The sequence below is a fragment of the Streptomyces sp. MMCC 100 genome (genome assembly GCF_041538145.2).
Lineage (GTDB): Bacteria > Actinomycetota > Actinomycetes > Streptomycetales > Streptomycetaceae > Streptomyces.
In genome coordinates this window covers 2,246,685-2,263,536 of record NZ_JBGORK020000001.1, presented here as the reverse complement: position 1 = coordinate 2,263,536, position 16,852 = coordinate 2,246,685, and the positions used below count along the sequence as shown (strand labels likewise).

At 73.5% G+C, this 16,852-nt stretch carries 15 protein-coding genes; 3 read left to right on the top strand and 12 right to left on the bottom strand.

Annotated features, from left to right (window positions below):
* Nucleotides 1-247: 247 nt before the first annotated feature.
* Nucleotides 248-430, bottom strand: coding sequence for a hypothetical protein (locus tag ABS735_RS10420; RefSeq protein ID WP_007443462.1), 183 nt, complete (start codon nt 428-430; stop codon nt 248-250).
* A 602-nt stretch (nt 431-1,032) separates the two neighbouring features.
* Here ABS735_RS10420 and ABS735_RS10415 point away from each other — a divergent pair.
* Entirely contained in the window at nt 1,033-2,472 is a 1,440-nt protein-coding gene (locus tag ABS735_RS10415) for a serine/threonine-protein kinase (protein WP_373906572.1), read from the top strand.
* Nucleotides 2,473-2,566: 94 nt separating this feature from the next.
* Here ABS735_RS10415 and ABS735_RS10410 read toward each other — a convergent pair whose 3' ends face one another.
* The 9 genes from ABS735_RS10410 to ABS735_RS10370 all read right to left on the bottom strand — a co-directional run bounded on the left by ABS735_RS10410 (nt 2,567) and on the right by ABS735_RS10370 (nt 14,891).
* Nucleotides 2,567-3,385: a TrmH family RNA methyltransferase gene (locus tag ABS735_RS10410; protein ID WP_373906374.1), complete on the bottom strand. Its 819-nt coding sequence runs from the start codon at nt 3,383-3,385 to the stop codon at nt 2,567-2,569.
* Between the two features lies 1 nt (nt 3,386).
* Entirely contained in the window at nt 3,387-4,619 is a 1,233-nt protein-coding gene (gene cobA / locus ABS735_RS10405) for a uroporphyrinogen-III C-methyltransferase (protein WP_373906375.1), read from the bottom strand.
* A gap of 239 nt (nt 4,620-4,858) precedes the next feature.
* Complete coding sequence (cobT, locus tag ABS735_RS10400; protein ID WP_373906376.1) at nt 4,859-8,602, bottom strand: nicotinate-nucleotide--dimethylbenzimidazole phosphoribosyltransferase; 3,744 nt, start codon at nt 8,600-8,602, stop codon at nt 4,859-4,861.
* Nucleotides 8,603-8,975: 373 nt separating this feature from the next.
* On the bottom strand, nt 8,976-10,202 hold the full coding sequence (cbiE, locus tag ABS735_RS10395; protein ID WP_373906377.1) for a precorrin-6y C5,15-methyltransferase (decarboxylating) subunit CbiE: 1,227 nt from the start codon (nt 10,200-10,202) through the stop codon (nt 8,976-8,978).
* Nucleotides 10,203-10,319: 117 nt separating this feature from the next.
* Nucleotides 10,320-10,958: a GNAT family N-acetyltransferase gene (locus ABS735_RS10390; protein ID WP_373906378.1), complete on the bottom strand. Its 639-nt coding sequence runs from the start codon at nt 10,956-10,958 to the stop codon at nt 10,320-10,322.
* A 134-nt stretch (nt 10,959-11,092) separates the two neighbouring features.
* On the bottom strand, nt 11,093-11,920 hold the full coding sequence (locus ABS735_RS10385) for a MetQ/NlpA family ABC transporter substrate-binding protein (protein WP_373906379.1): 828 nt from the start codon (nt 11,918-11,920) through the stop codon (nt 11,093-11,095).
* A 68-nt stretch (nt 11,921-11,988) separates the two neighbouring features.
* Complete coding sequence (locus ABS735_RS10380) at nt 11,989-12,726, bottom strand: methionine ABC transporter permease (RefSeq protein WP_373906380.1); 738 nt, start codon at nt 12,724-12,726, stop codon at nt 11,989-11,991.
* Nucleotides 12,723-13,814 (bottom strand): methionine ABC transporter ATP-binding protein, encoded by a 1,092-nt coding sequence (locus ABS735_RS10375; protein ID WP_373906381.1) that lies wholly within the window; start codon nt 13,812-13,814, stop codon nt 12,723-12,725. The genes ABS735_RS10380 and ABS735_RS10375 overlap by 4 nt, the downstream gene beginning before the upstream one ends.
* A 426-nt stretch (nt 13,815-14,240) precedes the next feature.
* On the bottom strand, nt 14,241-14,891 hold the full coding sequence (locus tag ABS735_RS10370; RefSeq protein WP_373906382.1) for an HAD family hydrolase: 651 nt from the start codon (nt 14,889-14,891) through the stop codon (nt 14,241-14,243).
* Between the two features lie 60 nt (nt 14,892-14,951).
* Between ABS735_RS10370 and ABS735_RS10365 the strand changes: the two genes are divergently transcribed.
* Both ABS735_RS10365 and ABS735_RS10360 read left to right on the top strand, forming a co-directional pair.
* Nucleotides 14,952-15,311, top strand: coding sequence for a hypothetical protein (locus ABS735_RS10365; RefSeq protein WP_373906383.1), 360 nt, complete (start codon nt 14,952-14,954; stop codon nt 15,309-15,311).
* A gap of 1 nt (nt 15,312) precedes the next feature.
* Nucleotides 15,313-15,729 carry a hypothetical protein gene (locus ABS735_RS10360; RefSeq protein WP_373906384.1) on the top strand — a complete coding sequence of 139 codons (417 nt, stop codon included), beginning with the start codon at nt 15,313-15,315 and terminating at the stop codon, nt 15,727-15,729.
* 47 nt (nt 15,730-15,776) lie between these two features.
* On the opposite strand, the gene ABS735_RS10355 is transcribed toward ABS735_RS10360, so the two are convergent.
* Both ABS735_RS10355 and ABS735_RS10350 read right to left on the bottom strand, forming a co-directional pair.
* Entirely contained in the window at nt 15,777-16,274 is a 498-nt protein-coding gene (locus ABS735_RS10355; RefSeq protein ID WP_373906573.1) for a GNAT family N-acetyltransferase, read from the bottom strand.
* Nucleotides 16,275-16,331: 57 nt separating this feature from the next.
* Complete coding sequence (locus tag ABS735_RS10350; RefSeq protein WP_373906385.1) at nt 16,332-16,832, bottom strand: sigma-70 family RNA polymerase sigma factor; 501 nt, start codon at nt 16,830-16,832, stop codon at nt 16,332-16,334.
* Nucleotides 16,833-16,852: the final 20 nt, after the last annotated feature.

Genomic DNA, 16,852 nt, shown 5'->3' with positions numbered 1-16,852 from the left:
GACGCGGGTGCCGTCCGTGTCTTGGGCCGGGGCCGTGCCGCCTCGGTTCCCGTCGCCCCGCCGAGGCCGACGCGCCCCTCCGTCCCGGACGTCCTTGATGTGCCTCGGACGTCCGGGAGGGAAAAGCAATGCCGGCGCAGCTCCCCAGCTGCGCCGGCATTTTGCCGTCCGCCGCACCCCCGTCCCCACGGGGTTTCATGGATGGATGTCCCCGCCCGGACCGCTCTTCCGGGCCTGGGGTCGCCGCTCAGCGCCCCAGCACCACACCCACGGACGACGCCTGTGTGGCCACTGTCTCCCACCCGTCGAAGACGAGGAGGAGCAGGACCGCCAGAGGCAGGGCCATGAGCGTCGCCACCGCGGGGTGGCGGCGGCCCTGACGGCGGCTTTCCCGTGTGCGGACCAGCGTCCGCGGAACCGTCTGGGCCATGGTCCCTCTCCTGACCGTTTCGTTGACTCGTTTCGTTGTCTCGCTGCAGCGGCGGGTGTCTGACCTCGGGGGACGAGTGCTGCACCCGCCGCTTGACCTCAAATCTATGCGTCGGGCGATCGCCGGACGTCATGCCCTCGTACCGATTGCCGGGCCTCCCGGAGGATGAGCCACGACCTGCCGCGTACTCCCCTGGGTGGAGACCGGCTCCCGGGTCTCGGGGTCTTCCCGGACGGGGTGCCCAGCGTGTCCGGGTATCTCCGGGCTGTCCGGTGACTTCGCTCACTTCGGCCCCCTCCCCGCACGCCTGCGACCCCGCCCCGGGCCGCGCTCCGCCGGTCCCCGCGGCGCAGTCGCGCGGCCTCTGCCCGCCCTCCCCGGCCGTCCCCGTCCGATCGCCCTCGCCCGGCCCAATCCCCCCGCCTCGGCGGCCGGTTGGGATCATGGCCGGAGCGTGGCCGGTCCGTCCTCGCGGTCGCTGACCGTGCCTCAACTCTCGCGCCGGGCACTGACAATCCGTTGTCCCGAGAGGGCGCGGCCTCTGCGCGCGGGCGGTCGTGGAAACGTAAGCTGTGGCACGTCACAGGGACCGGGCAGCGGGGATGAACATGGCGATGATGCGCCTGAGGCGCGAGGACCCGCGCGTCGTCGGCTCGTTCAGGCTTCACAGGCGGCTCGGCGCGGGCGGAATGGGCGTGGTCTACCTGGGCTCCGACAAGAAGGGGCAGCGGGTCGCGCTGAAGGTCATCCGGCCGGACCTGGCCGAGGACCAGGAGTTCCGTTCGCGGTTCGCGCGTGAGGTCTCGGCGGCCCGGCGGATCCGGGGCGGCTGTACCGCGCGGCTGGTCGCCGCGGACCTGGAGGCGGACCGGCCCTGGTTCGCCACGCAGTACGTACCCGGCCCCTCCCTGCACGACAAGGTGGTGGACGGGGGCCCGCTGGGCGCGGCCGACGTCGCGGCCGTGGGCGCCGCGCTGTCCGAGGGTCTGGTCGCCGTGCACGAGGCCGGGGTGGTGCACCGGGACCTGAAGCCGTCCAACATCCTGCTGTCCCCGAAGGGGCCGCGGATCATCGACTTCGGCATCGCCTGGGCCACCGGCGCCTCCACGCTCACGCACGTCGGCACCGCGGTCGGCTCCCCCGGGTTCCTCGCGCCGGAGCAGGTGCGCGGGGCCGCGGTCACGCCGGCGACGGACGTGTTCTCGCTCGGTGCGACGCTGGCGTACGCGTCGATGGGCGACTCGCCCTTCGGGCACGGCAGTTCCGAGGTGATGCTGTACCGCGTGGTGCACGAGGAGGCCCAGCTGCAGGGCGTCCCGGACGCGCTCGCCCCGCTGGTGCGGGCATGCCTGGCGAAGGACCCCGAGGAACGCCCCAGCACCCTGCAACTGTCGCTGCGGCTCAAGGAGATCGCCGCCCGGGAGGCCCAGGGCGTGGCCGACGTGCGGCCGCCCGCACCGCGCAGTGGTGAGGCGGACGTGGCCACGGGCCGGCTCGCCGACACCTACCCGGAGCGTGCCCAGCGGCGTCCGCAGGGCCGGGCGGGTGCGCAGGGCACTCCGGCGCCGCGCGGCACGTCGGGGTCGCGGGGACCCGCGTCCCGGGGTTCCGGTTCCGTTCCGTCGCGGGGTGGAACGCCCGCGCGCGGCGGAGCGCCCTCGCGCGGTGGCACGCCGTCGCGGGGCGGTACGGGGGCCCGGTCCGGTTCCAGGCCCACGCCGTCCGCCCGCGACACGACCGGCCGGAACGCCTCCCGCAGCGACGGTGGCCGGCCCGCGCCCCGCAGCGGAGCCGGCCGTACGGCGCCGAGGACGACGGGGACCGGCTGGCGGCGGCCCGCCAATCCGCGGCTGTTGCGGCAGCGCCTGTTCGTGTTCGTGGTGGTGACGCTGCTGGTCGCGCTGGGCATCGCCGCCGCACAGGGCTGTCAGGGTCCCTCGCGCGGGCTCGGCGACGACCGGGGCGGCGTGCGCGCGGCGGCGCAGCAGGAGCCGGTGGACGTTCCCGGCGGCCTTCCGGGGCAGCGGACGCCCGGGCTGTAACAGCCGCCTTCGGAACGAGGCGGACCGGCCGGGCGCCGGGCGGGCGGGTCTCGGCTGCGCACGAGGCGGCTCCGGTCAGCGGCGCCGCCCGGCCTCACGCGGAAGGGCGTCCCGCCGTCACCGCGTAGAATGCGACCGCGGCCGCCGCGCCGACGTTCAGGGAGTCGACGCCGTGGGACATCGGGATGCGGACCCACGTGTCGGACGCCGCCAGGGCGCGCCGGGACAGACCGCTGCCCTCGGCGCCCAGCATGAGGGCCGCCCGGTCCATGCGGTGCGGGGCGACCGCGTCGAGGGGCTCGGCCCGCTCGTCGGGGGTGAGGGCGAGGAGCGTGAAACCCGCCTCGCGGACCGTCGCCAGACCGGCCGGCCAGACGTCGAGGCGGGCGTACGGCACGGAGAAGACCGCGCCCATCGAGACCTTGACGCTGCGCCGGTAAAGGGGGTCGGCGCAGTCCGGGGAGAGCAGGACCGCGTCCATGCCGAGGGCGGCGGCGGACCGGAAGATCGCCCCGATGTTGGTGTGGTCGTTGACAGATTCCATGACGACGACGCGGCGGGTGGCCGTCAGAAGGTCGGCGGCTGTGGGCAGCGGCTTGCGCTGCATCGAGGCCAGCGCGCCGCGGTGCACGTGGTAGCCGGTGACCCGTTCGGCGAGAGCCGGGTCCACGACGTACACCGGGGCCGGGGCCTCGTCGATGATGTCGCGCATGGTGTCGACCCACTTGGCGGACAGCAGCATCGAGCGCATCGTGTAGCCCGCCTCGCCGGCCCGGCGGATGACCTTCTCGCCCTCGGCGATGAAGAGTCCCTCGGCGGGTTCGCGGCGGCGGCGCAGTTCGACGTCGGTCAGGCCGGTGTAGTCGTGCAGGCGCGGGTCGTCGGGGTCGTCGATCGTGACGAGGTCGGCCATGTCAGAGTGTCCCGTGCGGGCCGACGGCGACGACCTCGCCGATGACGATGACCGCGGGCGGCCTGACCTCCTGGGCGACGACCGCCTCGGCGACCGTGGCGAGGGTCGCGTCGACGCGGCGCTGGGCGGCCGTCGTGCCCTCCTGGACGAGGGCGACCGGGGTGTCGGGGGACTTGCCGTGCGCGACGAGGGTCTCGGCGATCTTGCCGATCTTGTCGACGCCCATGAGGACCACGAGCGTGCCGGTGAGCTTCGCCAGGGACGGCCAGTCGACGAGGGAGCGCTCGTCGTCGGGGGCGACGTGCCCGCTGACCACGGTGAACTCGTGGGCGACGCCGCGGTGGGTGACCGGGATGCCGGCCGCGCCGGGGACCGAGATCGAGCTGGAGATGCCGGGGACGACGGTGCACGCGATGCCCGCCTCGGCGAGCGCCTGCGCCTCCTCCATGCCCCGGCCGAAGACGAACGGGTCGCCGCCCTTGAGCCGTACGACCGACTTGCCCTGCTTGGCGTGCTCGATCAGCGCGTTGTTGATGGCCTCCTGGGCCATGAAGCGGCCGTACGGGATCTTCGCCGCGTCGATGACCTCGACGTGCGGCGGCAGCTCGGCGAGCAGGTCGCGGGGGCCGAGCCGGTCGGCGATGACGACGTCGGCCTCGGCGAGCAGGCGGCGGCCGCGGACGGTGATCAGGTCCGGGTCGCCGGGGCCGCCGCCGACCAGGGCGACGCCGGCGGTGCGGGTGCGCCGGTGCGGGGCGACGAGGGTGCCGTCGCGCAGGCCCTCCACCACCGCGTCGCGGATGGCCGCGGTGTGGCGGGGGTCGCGGTGGCGTGCGTCGGTGGTGAGCACGGCGACGGTGACGCCTTCGCTGTGTCCGGTCGCCGGGGTCCACGCGGTGGCCCGGTCGGCGTCGTCGGAGCGGACGCACCACACGCGGTGTCGGTCGGCCTCCGCGGAGGCGGTGTTGTTGGCCTCGGGGTCGCTGGTGGCGATCAGGGCGTACCAGGCGTCCGCGAGGTCCCCTTCCGCGTACGGGCGCTTCTCCCAGGTGATCTCGCCCGCGTCCGCCATGGCCTCGACGGAGGGGGTCGCCTCCGGGGAGACGAGGCGGACGTCGGCGCCGGCCGCGATGAGGGCGGGCAGGCGGCGCTGGGCGACCTGTCCGCCGCCGAGGACGACCACGCGACGGCCGGTGAGGCGGAGGCCTACGGGGTAGGCGGGGTGTTCGGCCATGAGGGGACGGCTCCTCTTGCGGCGGTGGCGCTGACGTGCGGATTTTACGGCGGGGTGGCTTGTGCGGCCCCACGTGGTCCGGTGGCTGGACCGCTGGTCCGGTGGCTGGACCCCCGGTCGCCGGGTGCGGGCCGCGGGAGCGACCGCGTCAGGCCGCCGGGGGCCCGGACCGGGGGCCCGGGCCCGGGCCCCCGGCGGTGTGCGACCGCTGCTCCTGGTGCTTCTCGGCAGCTTCTCGGCTACTTCTCGGTGACGCCCGCCGAGTCGAACGTCGCCACCTCGTGCATGGCCCGCGCGGTGCTCTGCACCATCGGGAGCGCGAGCAGCGCGCCGGTGCCCTCGCCGAGGCGGAGGTCGAGGTCGACCAGCGGTCGCAGGCCCAGCTTGTTCAGTGCGGCGACGTGGCCCGGCTCGGCGCTGCGGTGACCGGCGATGCAGGCCGCGAGCACCTCGGGGGCGATCGCGCGGGCCACCAGGGCGGCGGCGCCGGCGCTGACGCCGTCCAGGATCACCGGGGTGCGCAGGGAGGCGCCGCCGAGGAGCAGGCCGACCATGGCCGCGTGCTCGAAGCCGCCGATCGCCGCGAGCACGCCGATCGGGTCGGCCGGGTCCGGCTGGTGGAGTTCGAGGGCGCGCCGGACGACCTCGGTCTTGCGGGCCAGCGTCTCGTCGTTGATGCCGGTGCCGCGGCCGGTGACCTCGGCGGGGTCGGCGCCGGTGAACACGGAGATGAGCGCGGCGGACGCGGTGGTGTTCGCGATGCCCATCTCGCCGGTGAGCAGCGCCTTGTTGCCGGCCGCCACCAGGTCGCGGGCGGTCTCGATGCCGACCTCGATGGCCTGTTTGGCCTCCTCGCGGGTCATCGCGGCGCCGGTGGTCATGTCGGACGTGCCCGCGCGCACCTTGCGCGGCAGCAGGCCCGGCGTGGCGGGCAGGTCGGTGGCGACCCCGACGTCCACGACGCACACCTCGGCGCCGACCTGGGTGGCGAAGGCGTTGCAGACGGCTCCCCCGCCCAGGAAGTTGGCCACCATCTGGGCGGTGACCTCCTGCGGCCAGGGGGTGACGCCCTGGGCGTGCACGCCGTGGTCACCGGCGAAGACCGCGACGGCCGCGGGCTCCGGGATGGGCGGCGGGCACTGCCGGGACAGTCCGGACAGCTGGGCGGAGATGATCTCCAGCATGCCGAGCGCGCCGGCCGGCTTGGTCATCCGCTTCTGCCGCTCCCAGGCCTCGCCGAGCGCCTTGGCGTCCAGCGGGCGGATCTGCGCGACGGTCTCGGCGAGCAGGTCGTGCGGCGCCTCGCCGGGCAGGGCGCGACGGCCGTACGTCTCCTCGTGCACCACCCAGGACAGCGGGCGGCGCTTGGACCAGCCGGCCTGCATCAGCTCGGGCTCGTCCGGGAACTCGTCGACGTATCCGACGCACAGGTAGGCGACCACGTCGAGGTGCTCGGGCAGGCCGAGGGCGCGGACCATCTCGCGCTCGTCGAAGAAGCTGACCCAGCCGACGCCGAGGCCCTCGGCACGGGCGGCGAGCCAGAGGTTCTCGACGGCGAGCGCGGAGGAGTACGGCGCCATCTGCGGCTGCGTGTGGCGGCCGAGGGTGTGCCGGCCGCCGCGGGTCGGGTCGGCGGTGACGACGATGTTGACCGGGGTGTCGAGGATGGCCTCGATCTTCAGTTCCTTGAACTGCTTGGCCCGGCCCTTGGGCAGCGACTTCGCGTACGCGTCGCGCTGACGCATCGCCAGTTCGTGCATCGCGCGGCGGGTGTCGGCGGAGCGGATGACGACGAAGTCCCAGGGCTGCGAGTGGCCGACGGAGGGCGCGGTGTGCGCGGCCTCCAGGACCCGGAGCAGCACCTCGTGCGGGATGGGGTCGCTGCGGAAGCCGTTGCGGATGTCGCGGCGCTCGCGCATGACCTTCAGTACGGCCTCGCGCTCGGCGTCGTCGTAGGCGGGGGCCGCCGGGCCGGCGGGCTGTCGTACTTCCGCCTCGGCGGCCGCGCTCACCTCGTGCGGGTCTTCCTGCGTCGCGGGTGCTTCCTGGAGAGCGGGCACTTCCTGCGGCGCGGGCTCCGCGTGAGCCGTGTCGGGCGCTTCCGTCGCATCCGCCGCTCCGGCCGCGTGGTCTTCCGGGCCGGCGCCGCGGGTGTCCAGGTCGTCGGCGCTCTGGAGGAGTTCGGGGTCGGCCTCGCGCGGCGCCGGTACCGCGGCCGTCGGGCCGGCGACGACCGGCTCCTCGGCGACCGGCTCCTCGGCGACTGGCTCCTCGGCGACCGCATCCGCGGTGACTTGCTCCGGTGCCGGTGCCTCCGGCGGGACCAGAACGGCTTCGGGCGGCGTGGGCGCGAGGTGCGGGGTGGTGGGCACCTGGCCGCCGTCGACGGGCACGAACTGGCCCACGGGCCGGCCGGGGTGCGGTTCCGGGGCGGCAGGGGCGTGGGCCTGGGCGTGGGCCTGGACCTGGGCCTGGGTCGGCAGAGGCTCCTGTGCGGTGGCGCCGGTGGCGGGCGCATCGGTCCCGACGTACTCGGGCGTGCCCTCGGCCACGGCTACCTCCTGCTCCTGCCCTGGCTCCTGCTCCTGCTCCTGCTCCTGCGGTACGTCGGTGTCCACGAGGGACTGGGGGCCCTGGGCCGGCTGCGGTGCGGGTGCCTCCGGGGCGGGCTGCGCGGCTTCCGGGTCCGGCTGGGGGACGGCGAACTGCGGCGCGGGCCGGACGTCCGGCTGCGGGTGCGGTGCTGCGTCCTCCGGGGCGGGCTGCGCCACCGGCTGGGGCTGCGCGGGCTCCTCCTGCACGGGCGCGGGCTGCTCCGGGGCCGCGGACGGCTCGGGCGCGGCCGCTTCGAATGCCCCGACGGCCGCGGGCACGTCCGGTGTCCGGGCGTCGGCGCCCTCGGCCCCGGACGCCTCGGAGGGCGGGGCTTCCTGCGACGCGGGGGCCTCTGCGACGTCGGCCGTCCGGGGTTCTTCGAGTCCCTCCGGTGCCGCTGCCGGCGCATCCCCCGGAGCCGACTGCTCGGGGGCCTCCTGGACCTCCGGGATCGCGGGAGCCTCCTGGACCTCCGGGGTCACGGGGACCTCCTGGGCCTCCGTGACAGGCTCCGCGGTGACCGCCTCGGGAGTCGGTACGGCTTCCTGCTCGGGAGCGGCGGCCTGCTCCGCGTCGGCGTTCGGTGCCGGCGATACGGCGGGGGCTTCCTGCACGGCGGGCACGGCCGGACCGTCCTGTTCAGCCTGTCCGCCCCGCCCGTTCTGCGCCGCCTCCGGCGCGGACTCCTCGCGCGGTTCGCCGGGCTCCACGGCACCCGGGGCCGCCACGCCCGTCGCCGCCACGGCCTCCGTCGCCACGCGGGTGACGAGCGCCTGGGCCGCGCCCACCGGCTCGGGTGCCTGCTCCGGTAGCGGAACAACCGTTTCCGCAGGCCCCGCCCCGGTGTTCACCGGCACCTCCTGGGCCTGCGGTGCCACCTGCTGTGCGCCCCAGGGCGCCGCCGCCTGCGGGGTCACCGCGGCGGCCGGTGGGACGTCGAGGTACTCGGGCCCCGCGGTCGGCGGGCCGGGATGCCGCACCGGCGCGTCGGCGGGGCCGCGGTCGGCGAGGGAGCGGACCGGGCTGGCGGAGGTGTCCGGGATCGGCGGACCGAGGTGGAGGGGTCTGCGTGCCGGAGCCGGGGCGGACACGGGGTCCTGCGCCGGGTCGGGCAGGCGGACGCCGCTGAGGTCGACGGAGCCGCTGTCGCGGCCGGACATCTCGTGCGGGCCGGGCTGGTGCACGGTCTCGACGACCGGCTCCGGCGCCGGCGGCGCGACCTCGTTGCCCCATGCACTCTGGGCTCCCGGCAGCAACAACAGGTCCTCGTCCTCGGTGGTGGCCTCGGAGAGGTAGGTGTACGCGCCGGGTGCGGGGACGCCCGGCTGCTCCACCATGCCTGCGTTCTCCGGCAGCCCCTCGCCCGGGATCTGGCCGGTGTCGGTCATGCGTAACCCCTCGCCCATCGGTTAGTGCTTCTACGACCAGCTCGCCCGGGACGGCGCACCGACCGCCCCGTAGAGAAGAACGAGCGTGCGTGCCCAGCGGCACGAACGACCCGCGGGAAAAGACGACAAAGCCATTCAGTGGCATTGTCGCGGTCGTTCCCCCGCCACGACAGCTTGATCCGCGACGGCCCGCTGTGGACTGCGCCACGTTGCGCGTCCTCCGGTTCTGCCGTACCACACCCGCCCCCGAAGGAACGGGTTTTTACGGACATCGCCCGACGAACTGCCGGGTGTCCGCACGCGGTACAACAATCCGCCAGCCTACCCCGCGCGGTATGAACAACCGATCACGGGGCGCGGTCGTCATCGGTCCTCAACGGGGTGCTTCGCGCCGCACGATCTCTCCGCTGAGCAGGAACGCGACGCTCCGCTCCGTCTCCGTCCAGACCCGGGTGTCGAGTCCGACGGACTGCAGCAGGGCGCACTCGACGCGGTAGCCGTGCTCCGTCAGGTCCCTGCCGACGAGTTCGGCCGCGTCGCGGGTCGCGGCGTGCGCGACGATGCGCTGCGGGCGGCGGTCGGCGACCGCGGAGACGACGGCCGACCCCCCGCCGCCGACCCGGACGACGTCCGGTTCGGGGAGGTTCTCCAGGATGTGGGGGGCGTTGCCGTGCACGGTCTGGAGCTGGACGCCGAAGTGGCGTGCGGTGGCCTCGGTGCGGGCGCAGGCGTCCGGATCCCGGTCGACCGCGATGACGGCGGCGCCGCCGCGGGCGGCCTCGGTGGCGAAGGCGCCGCTGCCGCAGCCGATGTCCCACACGAGGTCACCGAGGCGCGGTCCGAGCCGGGCGAGTTGGGCCGTGCGGAGCAGGTCGGTCTCGCCCTCGCCCAGTTCACCGCCGTACGCCGTGGCGGGCAGTGACCAGCCGCGCGGTCCGGTGGCGGGGTCGCGGCCTGCGATCCAGCCGGCGCCGTCCCCCGCGGTGGCGGGGCCGGTGCTCCCGCCGGCCACGATGACGACGTTCGGGTCGCGCCAGGTGAGGTCGGCCGCCTTGTCGGAGGTGACGACGGTGACCCGTTCGCGGGTGGTGCCGAGTTCCTCGCAGATGACGAAGGTGCGGTGGACGCCCTCCATCAGCAGGCCGAGTTCGGCCGGTCCGGCGCCCGGTGAGGTGAGGACCGCGACCTTGGTGTGGGCTCGACACACGTTCACCGCGCGTCGCAGGGTGCGCGGGTGGGCGACGACCACATGGGCGTCGTCCCAGGGCATCCCGGCGCGGGCGAAGGCGGCGGCCACGGAGGAGACGGCGGGTACGACCTCCACCTCCAGGCCGAACTCGGGGGCCCGCAGGGTGCGTACGACGCCGAAGAAGCCAGGGTCACCGTCGGCCAGTACGACTGTCGTACCGCGGTGGGCGGCGAGGCGGCGGGCGGCGAGGGCGACGCTGCCGAGGCGGATGCGTTCGGCGGCGGGCGGTACCTCGGGAAGTGCCAGGTGGTGTGCGGCGCCGGCCACCAGCGTGGCGGCACCCAGTGCGGAGCGTGCCGCGGCGGTCAGCGGCGAACCGTCCCAGCCGATCACCGTGACCCGGTCGGCCATCGTCGTCAGTCTCCAGGGTTTTCGCAGGTCGTGGTCGCGGAACCGTCGCGGGCGCGCCCGGAGAGGGTACCGGGTGCGGCCTGGGCCCGGGGTGGTGGCGCCGGTCGCCCCCGTGTATCAGTTCCAGTCCGTGAAGGTGGTGAAACCGTCGCTGTCGGTCAGCTGTCCGGTGGCGCCCTCGAGGTCCTCCGGCAGCAGGCTCCACACGATGAAGTCGGTGCGTACGTCCGTCCAGACGCCGTCGTCGGTCCGTGCGCGCGCTATGCAGGCGCCCCGCAGGACGCCCTCGCTGATGCAGCCGATCTTCTGGGCGACCTGCTGGGAGGCGGTGTTGTCGGCCGCGGTGCGCAGCTCGACGCGTTCGAACTTCTGGTCGCCGAAGAGCCACTGGGCGGTGGCCAGCGCCGCCTCGGAGGCGTACCCCTCACCCCGGGCCCAGGGGGCGACTATGTAGGAGAGCTCGGTGGACCGTACGTGCCAGTTGGTCTTGGTCAGCTGGATGACGCCGACCAGTCGCTGGGTCAGGAACTCGGTGACGGCGAGGTCGAGCCCCCGGCCCGCGGTGCGCTCGGCGGGCGCGTGGTCGCCGATCCAGGTGGCGGCGTTGTGCTCGGTGAAGGGCTGGGGGACGTGGGTCCAGGCGGCGACCTGCTCGTCGTTCATCATCGCGGCCAGCGCGGGGACGTCGTCCTCGTCGAGGGGGCGCAGCACCAACCGCTCCGTGCTGATGGAGATGTTGGGGAAGGTGCTCGTCATGCGCCGCTCCGTAACCTGTGTAACCGTCAGGGCCTGCTCGAACTGCCCAGCATGCAGCATGAAAGCACTCAACCACACCACCGGGTCCGCCCCGTGAGCACGGAGCGGACCCGGTGGGTGACGCGGGGTTCGGCTCAGAAGGAGGGGAGCACGGACCCGGAGTAGTTGTCCTCGATGAACTTCTTGACCTCGGGCGAGGTGAGGAGCTTGGCGAGCTTCTTCACCCGCGGGTCGTCCTCCTGGCCCTCCTTGACGACGAGGAGGTTGACGTTCGGGTTGTTCTCGGCGGACTCCAGGACGAGGGCGTCCTTGGCCGGCTTGAGGTCGGCCTCCAGGGCGTAGTTGCCGTTGATGACCGCCGCGTCGACGTCGTTCAGGGCGCGGGGGGTCTGCGCCGCCTCCAGCTCCTTGAACTCGAGGTTCTTCGGGTTCTTGGTGATGTCGGCGGTCGTGGCCGAGTTGCCGGCGCCGTCCTTGAGGGTGAGCAGGCCCTCCGAGGCGAGGAGCTGCAGGGCGCGGGCCTCGGTGACGGTGTCGTTGGGCAGGGCGACGGTCGCGCCGTTCTTCAGGTCACCGACATTGTCGGCCTTCTTGGAGTAGAGGCCGAGCGGTTCCAGGTGCACCGAGGCGACGGACTTCAGGTGGGTGCCGTTCTTCTTGTTGAAGTCCGCGAGGTAGGGCTCGGTCTGGAAGTAGTTGGCGCCCACCGAGCCGTCCTCGGTCGCCGTGTTCGGCGTGACGTAGTCGGTGAACTCCTTGACCTCCAGGTCGAGGCCCTCCTTCTTCGCCAGGTTGTCCTTGACGTAGTTGAGGATCTCGGCGTGCGGGACGGGCGTCGCGGCGACGACCAGCGGGCCGGAGGTGTCGGAGGCGGAGTCCTTGTCCGAGCCGCAGGCGGTGAGCCCGAGGGTGAGGGCTCCGGCAGCGAGGACGGCGGTGGTGATCTTGGCGGTGTTACGCACGAAAAGTGCCTTTCCTGAGGTGGTGCGGCCCCGTCTTGGGTGGGTACGGGGAGTCTTGGAAGAGCGGGTCACGCGACCTTGCCGACGTCGGCCGCCGCGGGCTCCTTGGCCTTGAGCAGCCGGAGCCTGGGCGCCGCTGGGCCGCGTCCGCCGCGGCGGTGCAGGGTGCGGGCCGCGTAGTCCCCGGCGAACTGGATGAGCGAGATCGCGACGGCGAGGAGCGCGACGGTGATCCACATGAAGCCGGGTTCGAAGCGCTGGTAGCCGTAGCGGACGGCGAGGTCGCCGAGGCCGCCGCCGCCGACGGTGCCGGCCATGGCCGAGTAGCCGATGAGGGCGATGACCGTGGTGGTGGTGCTGGCGATCAGGGAGGGCAGCGCCTCGGGGACCAGGACCTTGCGGACGATGGTCCAGGTGTTGCCGCCCATGGACTGGACGGCCTCGACGAGCCCTCCGTCGACCTCGCGCACGGCGGTCTCGACGAGCCGGGCGAAGAAGGGGATGCCGCCGATGGCGAGCGGCACGATCGCGGCCTCGCTGCCGATGGTGGTGCCGGTGACCCAGCGGGTGAAGCTCATCAGCGCGACCATGAGGATGATGAACGGCATCGAGCGGCCGATGTTCACGATCTGCCCGATGACCTTGTTGACCAGGACGTTCTGCAGCAGGCCGCCGCGGTCGGTGAGGACGAGGAGCACGCCGAGCGGGAGCCCGAGGACGACGGCGATCAGGGTGGACCAGCCGACCATGATCAGGGTCTCCCAGGAGGCCTGCTCCAGCAGGGGCTGCATCTGCGACCAGGTCACTTGGCACCTTCCTTGACCAGCGAAGCCGGCGTGGCCGGCGAAGCCGACGCGACCGACGCGGTCGGCGCGGTCGCCGCGTCCGGCGTCTCGTTCACCACGTCGATCTGCAGTCCCTGTTCGCGCAGGAAGCCGACGGGGACGACGTTGTCCTCGTAGCGGCCGGGCAGTTCGATGCGCATCCGGCCGACCTGGAGGCCGCCGACGGTGTCGATGGCGGCGCCGAGGATCGATATGTCGATGTTGTAGGTGCGCGAGAGCTGGGAGATGACGGGCTGGGTGGCGGCCTCGCCGTGGAAGGTCACGTCGAGGACGGTGCGGTCGTCGCCGGAGGCGTCGCCGCCGACCGGGAAGAGCGCGGCGGCCAGTTCGGAGCCCGGGGTGGCGAGGAGTTCACCGACCGTGCCGGACTCGACGATGCGGCCCCGGTCCATGAGGGCGGCCGAGTCGCAGATGCTCTTGACGACGTCCATCTCGTGGGTGATGAGCAGGACGGTCAGCCCGAGCTGCCGGTTCAGGTCGCGCAGCAGCTGGAGGATGGAGCGGGTGGTCTCCGGGTCGAGGGCGCTGGTGGCCTCGTCGGAGAGCAGGACCTTGGGGTCGCCGGCCAGGGCGCGGGCGATGCCGACGCGCTGCTTCTGACCACCGGAGAGCTGGGCGGGGTAGGCCTTCGCCTTGTCGGCGAGACCGACGAGGTCGAGCAGCTCCAGCGCCTTGCGGGAACGTTCCTTCCCGGACCTGCCGAGGATCTCCAGCGGCAGTTCGACGTTGTCCTGCACGGTCCGGGAGGAGACCAGGTTGAAGTGCTGGAAGACCATGCCGATACGGCTGCGCGCCTGGCGCAGTTCCCGGCCCGCGCGGGGGCCGCGTCCGGCCAGCGCGGTGAGCTCCTGGCCGGCGACGGTGACCGTGCCGGCGGTGGGGCGCTCCAGGAGGTTGACGCAGCGGATGAGCGAGGACTTGCCGGCGCCGGACTGGCCGATGACGCCGTACACCTCGCCCTCGCGGACGTGCAGGTCGACGCCGTCCAGGGCGGTGACCTCACGGCCGCGTGAACGATAGACCTTGGTGAGGCCCGATGTGGTGATCACGTGGGTTTCCGTCACTGTCGAGTGCACGGCGCGGTGGTGTGCGCCGGGCACGGGGCGTTGTTCTTCGGGTTCCTCGGGGCCCTTCGGAACGCGGCACGGTTCTCGCGGTGGCGGTGCGCCATGGCGGTGGGACCGGGGAGAAACGTGTGCGCGGGGCGTGGCTCTGCCGCGTGCGCGTCGGGCGCGGGCGGACATGAGCGGGCGCTCGCTTCGGGGCGCGAGGCTCAGGCGGTGCGGGGGCCCTCTAGAAGGCGCACATTCGGCGGCACATACAACGAGCACCGGGCGTGGTCGTCGCCTCGGTCGCAGGGGTGCGGTCGCTCGTGGTGCTCATGCGGATCAGTAAAGCAGATGTACGCCCCTGGCCGGAGACCGCTGTCCGGATACTGGACAGCGGTGGACGGTGGGCGGTCGCGGGCGCGGGGCTCAGCCCCGGACGGTGATGTCGATTCCGCCCTCGGTGACCAGTGCCGACAAGGCCGACAGGTCGGCGACCACCAGGTCGGCGTCGAGTTCGTCGGCCCGGTGGGTTGTGGCCAACGCCACGGTCCGCATTCCGGCGGCGCGGCCGGCCTGGAGCCCGGCGGGGGCGTCCTCGAAGACGACGCAGGCGGCCGGGTCGACGCCCAGGGCGCGGGCGCCGAGCAGGTAGGGCTCGGGGTCGGGCTTGCCGCGGGTGACGTCGTCGGCGACGACGAGGGTCTTGGGGAGGATGCCGACGGCGTCGAGCCGGGCCTCGGCGAGGCGCCGGGTGGCGGAGGTGACGACGGCCCATCGATCGGCGGGCAGTGCGTCGAGGAAGTCGCGGGTGCCGGGCAGCAGGTGCACGCCCCCGCCCGGCACGTCCTCGACCTCCAGGTGCTCGATGCGTGCGACGGCCTCGGCGACCACGTCCGCGGGCAGCAGGTCGGCGGCTACCTCGGCGGCCGTCCGTCCGTGCAGTTCCACCCGTCCGAACTGCTCGGCGGTGATCCCGTACTCGACGGCCCAGCGCGTCCAGCAGCGGCGCACGGATTCGAGGGAGGAGACGAGGGTGCCGTCGTTGTCGAACAGGAGGGCTTGTGCGTGGAGCTTCATGTCCCCGACCCTACGGGGCCGGGGACCGCGGCCCTTTTCGGCCGTAATAGGCTCGCTGCCATGCTTGACGTCCTGACGCTGGTGACCGGCGTCGCCGCGCTGCTGCTCGCCGCCTGGTGCGGCTGGGCCGCCTACCGTGACCAGCCGACGAAGGACTGGCACTTCATCGGCATGGCCGTGGTCTCGGCGCTGGCGCTGATCCAGCTGGTGGTCGGGATCGTGCAGCTGGCGCGGGGCGAGGAACCGGAGCAGGGCACGACGATCTTCGTCGCGTATCTGCTGGGCGCCTTCGCCTGCGTTCCGGCGGCGGGGTTCATGTCGCTGGCCGAGCGCACCCGCTGGGGCTCGGTGACGGTCGCCGCCGGCGGTGTCGTCCTCGCCGTCCTCGAGGTCCGGCTGTATGACATCTGGGGAGGCTGACATGGTGGCCACGGAGGAGAAGCAGACCCGGCAGCGCCTGATCAGCGGGCCCGGCATCCTGCTGGTGTGGCTGTACGGCGTGATGGTCGTCGGCGCCGTGTCGCGGTCCGTGTACCAGATCGCGACCGAGCTGGACCGGGCGCCGCTCGCCTACTCGCTGTCGGCCGTCGCGGGCGTCGTCTACGGGTTCATCACGTACACCCTGGTGCGCGGCGGCGAGACGGCCCGCAGGGCGGCGCTGGTGTGCTGCGCCGCCGAGCTGGTGGGCGTCCTGACGGTCGGCACCTGGACGCTGGTGGAGCCGTCCGCCTTCCCCGACGCGACCGTCTGGTCGGACTACGGGATGGGGTACCTCTTCATTCCGGTGCTGCTGCCGCTGTCGGCCCTGTACTGGCTGCGCCGGGCCCGCACCGCGTAGGACGGGTCCCAACGGCGCCCGGTCCGGCGGCCGTCGGGCTCCGGCCCTCAGGCCGTGGTCGCGTACGTACCGGCCGGCTTCTCCAGGACGATCATGGGTACGCCGTCGGCGCCCTCGGCGGTCCCCACCGTCTCGTAGCCGACCCGGCGGTACAGCCGCAGGTTGTTCTCGCTGCGGTGCCCGGTGTGCAGCCGGAAGCGCTTGGCGCCCCGCTCCTCGACCAGGCTGGCCTCGGCGGCCCGCAGCAGCCGGGCCCCGATGCCGTGCCCCTGGAGGCGGGGGTGGACGCAGAGCTTGCCGATGGACGCCGCCCCGTCCTCGGTCACCCGCCCCCGTACCGAGCCGACGACCTCGTCGCCGAGCCGCGCCACGAAGACGCAGTCGGCGGCGACCTCCTCGCGCACGGAGTCCAGGGTCTGGACGAGCGGGTCGATGCGGTAGTTGGCGTACAGCGCCGCCTCGCTCTGGAAGCAGAGGTACTGCAGCCGGAAGATCTGCTCGGCATCCTGTGCGGTCGCCGCCGAGATGGTCACGCTCATGCCCATGTGCGCATGCCTCCCGCTCACCTGATCACCTGTGGTCCCCCACTCCTATCCCCGTCCTCAGCCGGCCGCAACCTCCGGCGTCAGCAATCGACGCAGACATCCCAGACATCGGGAGCGTTCCGGACCAAGACTGCCCTGTGAGATACCCAACTCCCCCGCGATTTCCCGGTATGTGAGGTCCTTGGGCGACAACAGCGCCTCCAGCAGCCGGGGACAGCGGCCCGGCAGCCGGCGCACGGCGTCGCGCAGGGCACGGTGCCGGGCCGCGTCGAGCGCGAGCCGCTCGGGCTCGTACGCGTACGCGGCGACACCGGCGGGTTCGGTCCCGTACGGCCGCTCGTGACGGGCCCTGCGGCGGGTGCGGCGGGCCTCGGTGCGCACGGCGCCGCGCAGCCAGCGGTGCGGGTCGGGGGGCGGGCCCTCGGCCTCCAGGCGTTCCAGCAGGCGCAGCCAGACCGCCTGTTCCAGGTCGCCGGGCTCGGCTCCGGAGGCATATGCCTCGGCCGAGGCCTCGGCGGTGAGGAGGGGGCGCAGGGAGGTGACCAGGTCGTGCGTCATATGCACGTCGACGCGGCCGC

Bases quoted from the DNA above. Each gene is read 5' to 3' on its own strand.
- ABS735_RS10420 (WP_007443462.1), bottom strand. From the start codon at position 430: ATGGCCCAGACGGTTCCGCGGACGCTGGTCCGCACACGGGAAAGCCGC.
- ABS735_RS10415 (WP_373906572.1), top strand. From the start codon at position 1,033: ATGAACATGGCGATGATGCGCCTGAGGCGCGAGGACCCGCGCGTCGTC.
- ABS735_RS10410 (WP_373906374.1), bottom strand. From the start codon at position 3,385: ATGGCCGACCTCGTCACGATCGACGACCCCGACGACCCGCGCCTGCAC.
- cobA (WP_373906375.1), bottom strand. From the start codon at position 4,619: ATGGCCGAACACCCCGCCTACCCCGTAGGCCTCCGCCTCACCGGCCGT.
- cobT (WP_373906376.1), bottom strand. From the start codon at position 8,602: ATGACCGACACCGGCCAGATCCCGGGCGAGGGGCTGCCGGAGAACGCA.
- cbiE (WP_373906377.1), bottom strand. From the start codon at position 10,202: ATGGCCGACCGGGTCACGGTGATCGGCTGGGACGGTTCGCCGCTGACC.
- ABS735_RS10390 (WP_373906378.1), bottom strand. From the start codon at position 10,958: ATGACGAGCACCTTCCCCAACATCTCCATCAGCACGGAGCGGTTGGTG.
- ABS735_RS10370 (WP_373906382.1), bottom strand. From the start codon at position 14,891: ATGAAGCTCCACGCACAAGCCCTCCTGTTCGACAACGACGGCACCCTC.
- ABS735_RS10365 (WP_373906383.1), top strand. From the start codon at position 14,952: ATGCTTGACGTCCTGACGCTGGTGACCGGCGTCGCCGCGCTGCTGCTC.
- ABS735_RS10360 (WP_373906384.1), top strand. From the start codon at position 15,313: ATGGTGGCCACGGAGGAGAAGCAGACCCGGCAGCGCCTGATCAGCGGG.
- ABS735_RS10355 (WP_373906573.1), bottom strand. From the start codon at position 16,274: ATGGGCATGAGCGTGACCATCTCGGCGGCGACCGCACAGGATGCCGAG.
- ABS735_RS10350 (WP_373906385.1), bottom strand. From the start codon at position 16,832: ATGACGCACGACCTGGTCACCTCCCTGCGCCCCCTCCTCACCGCCGAG.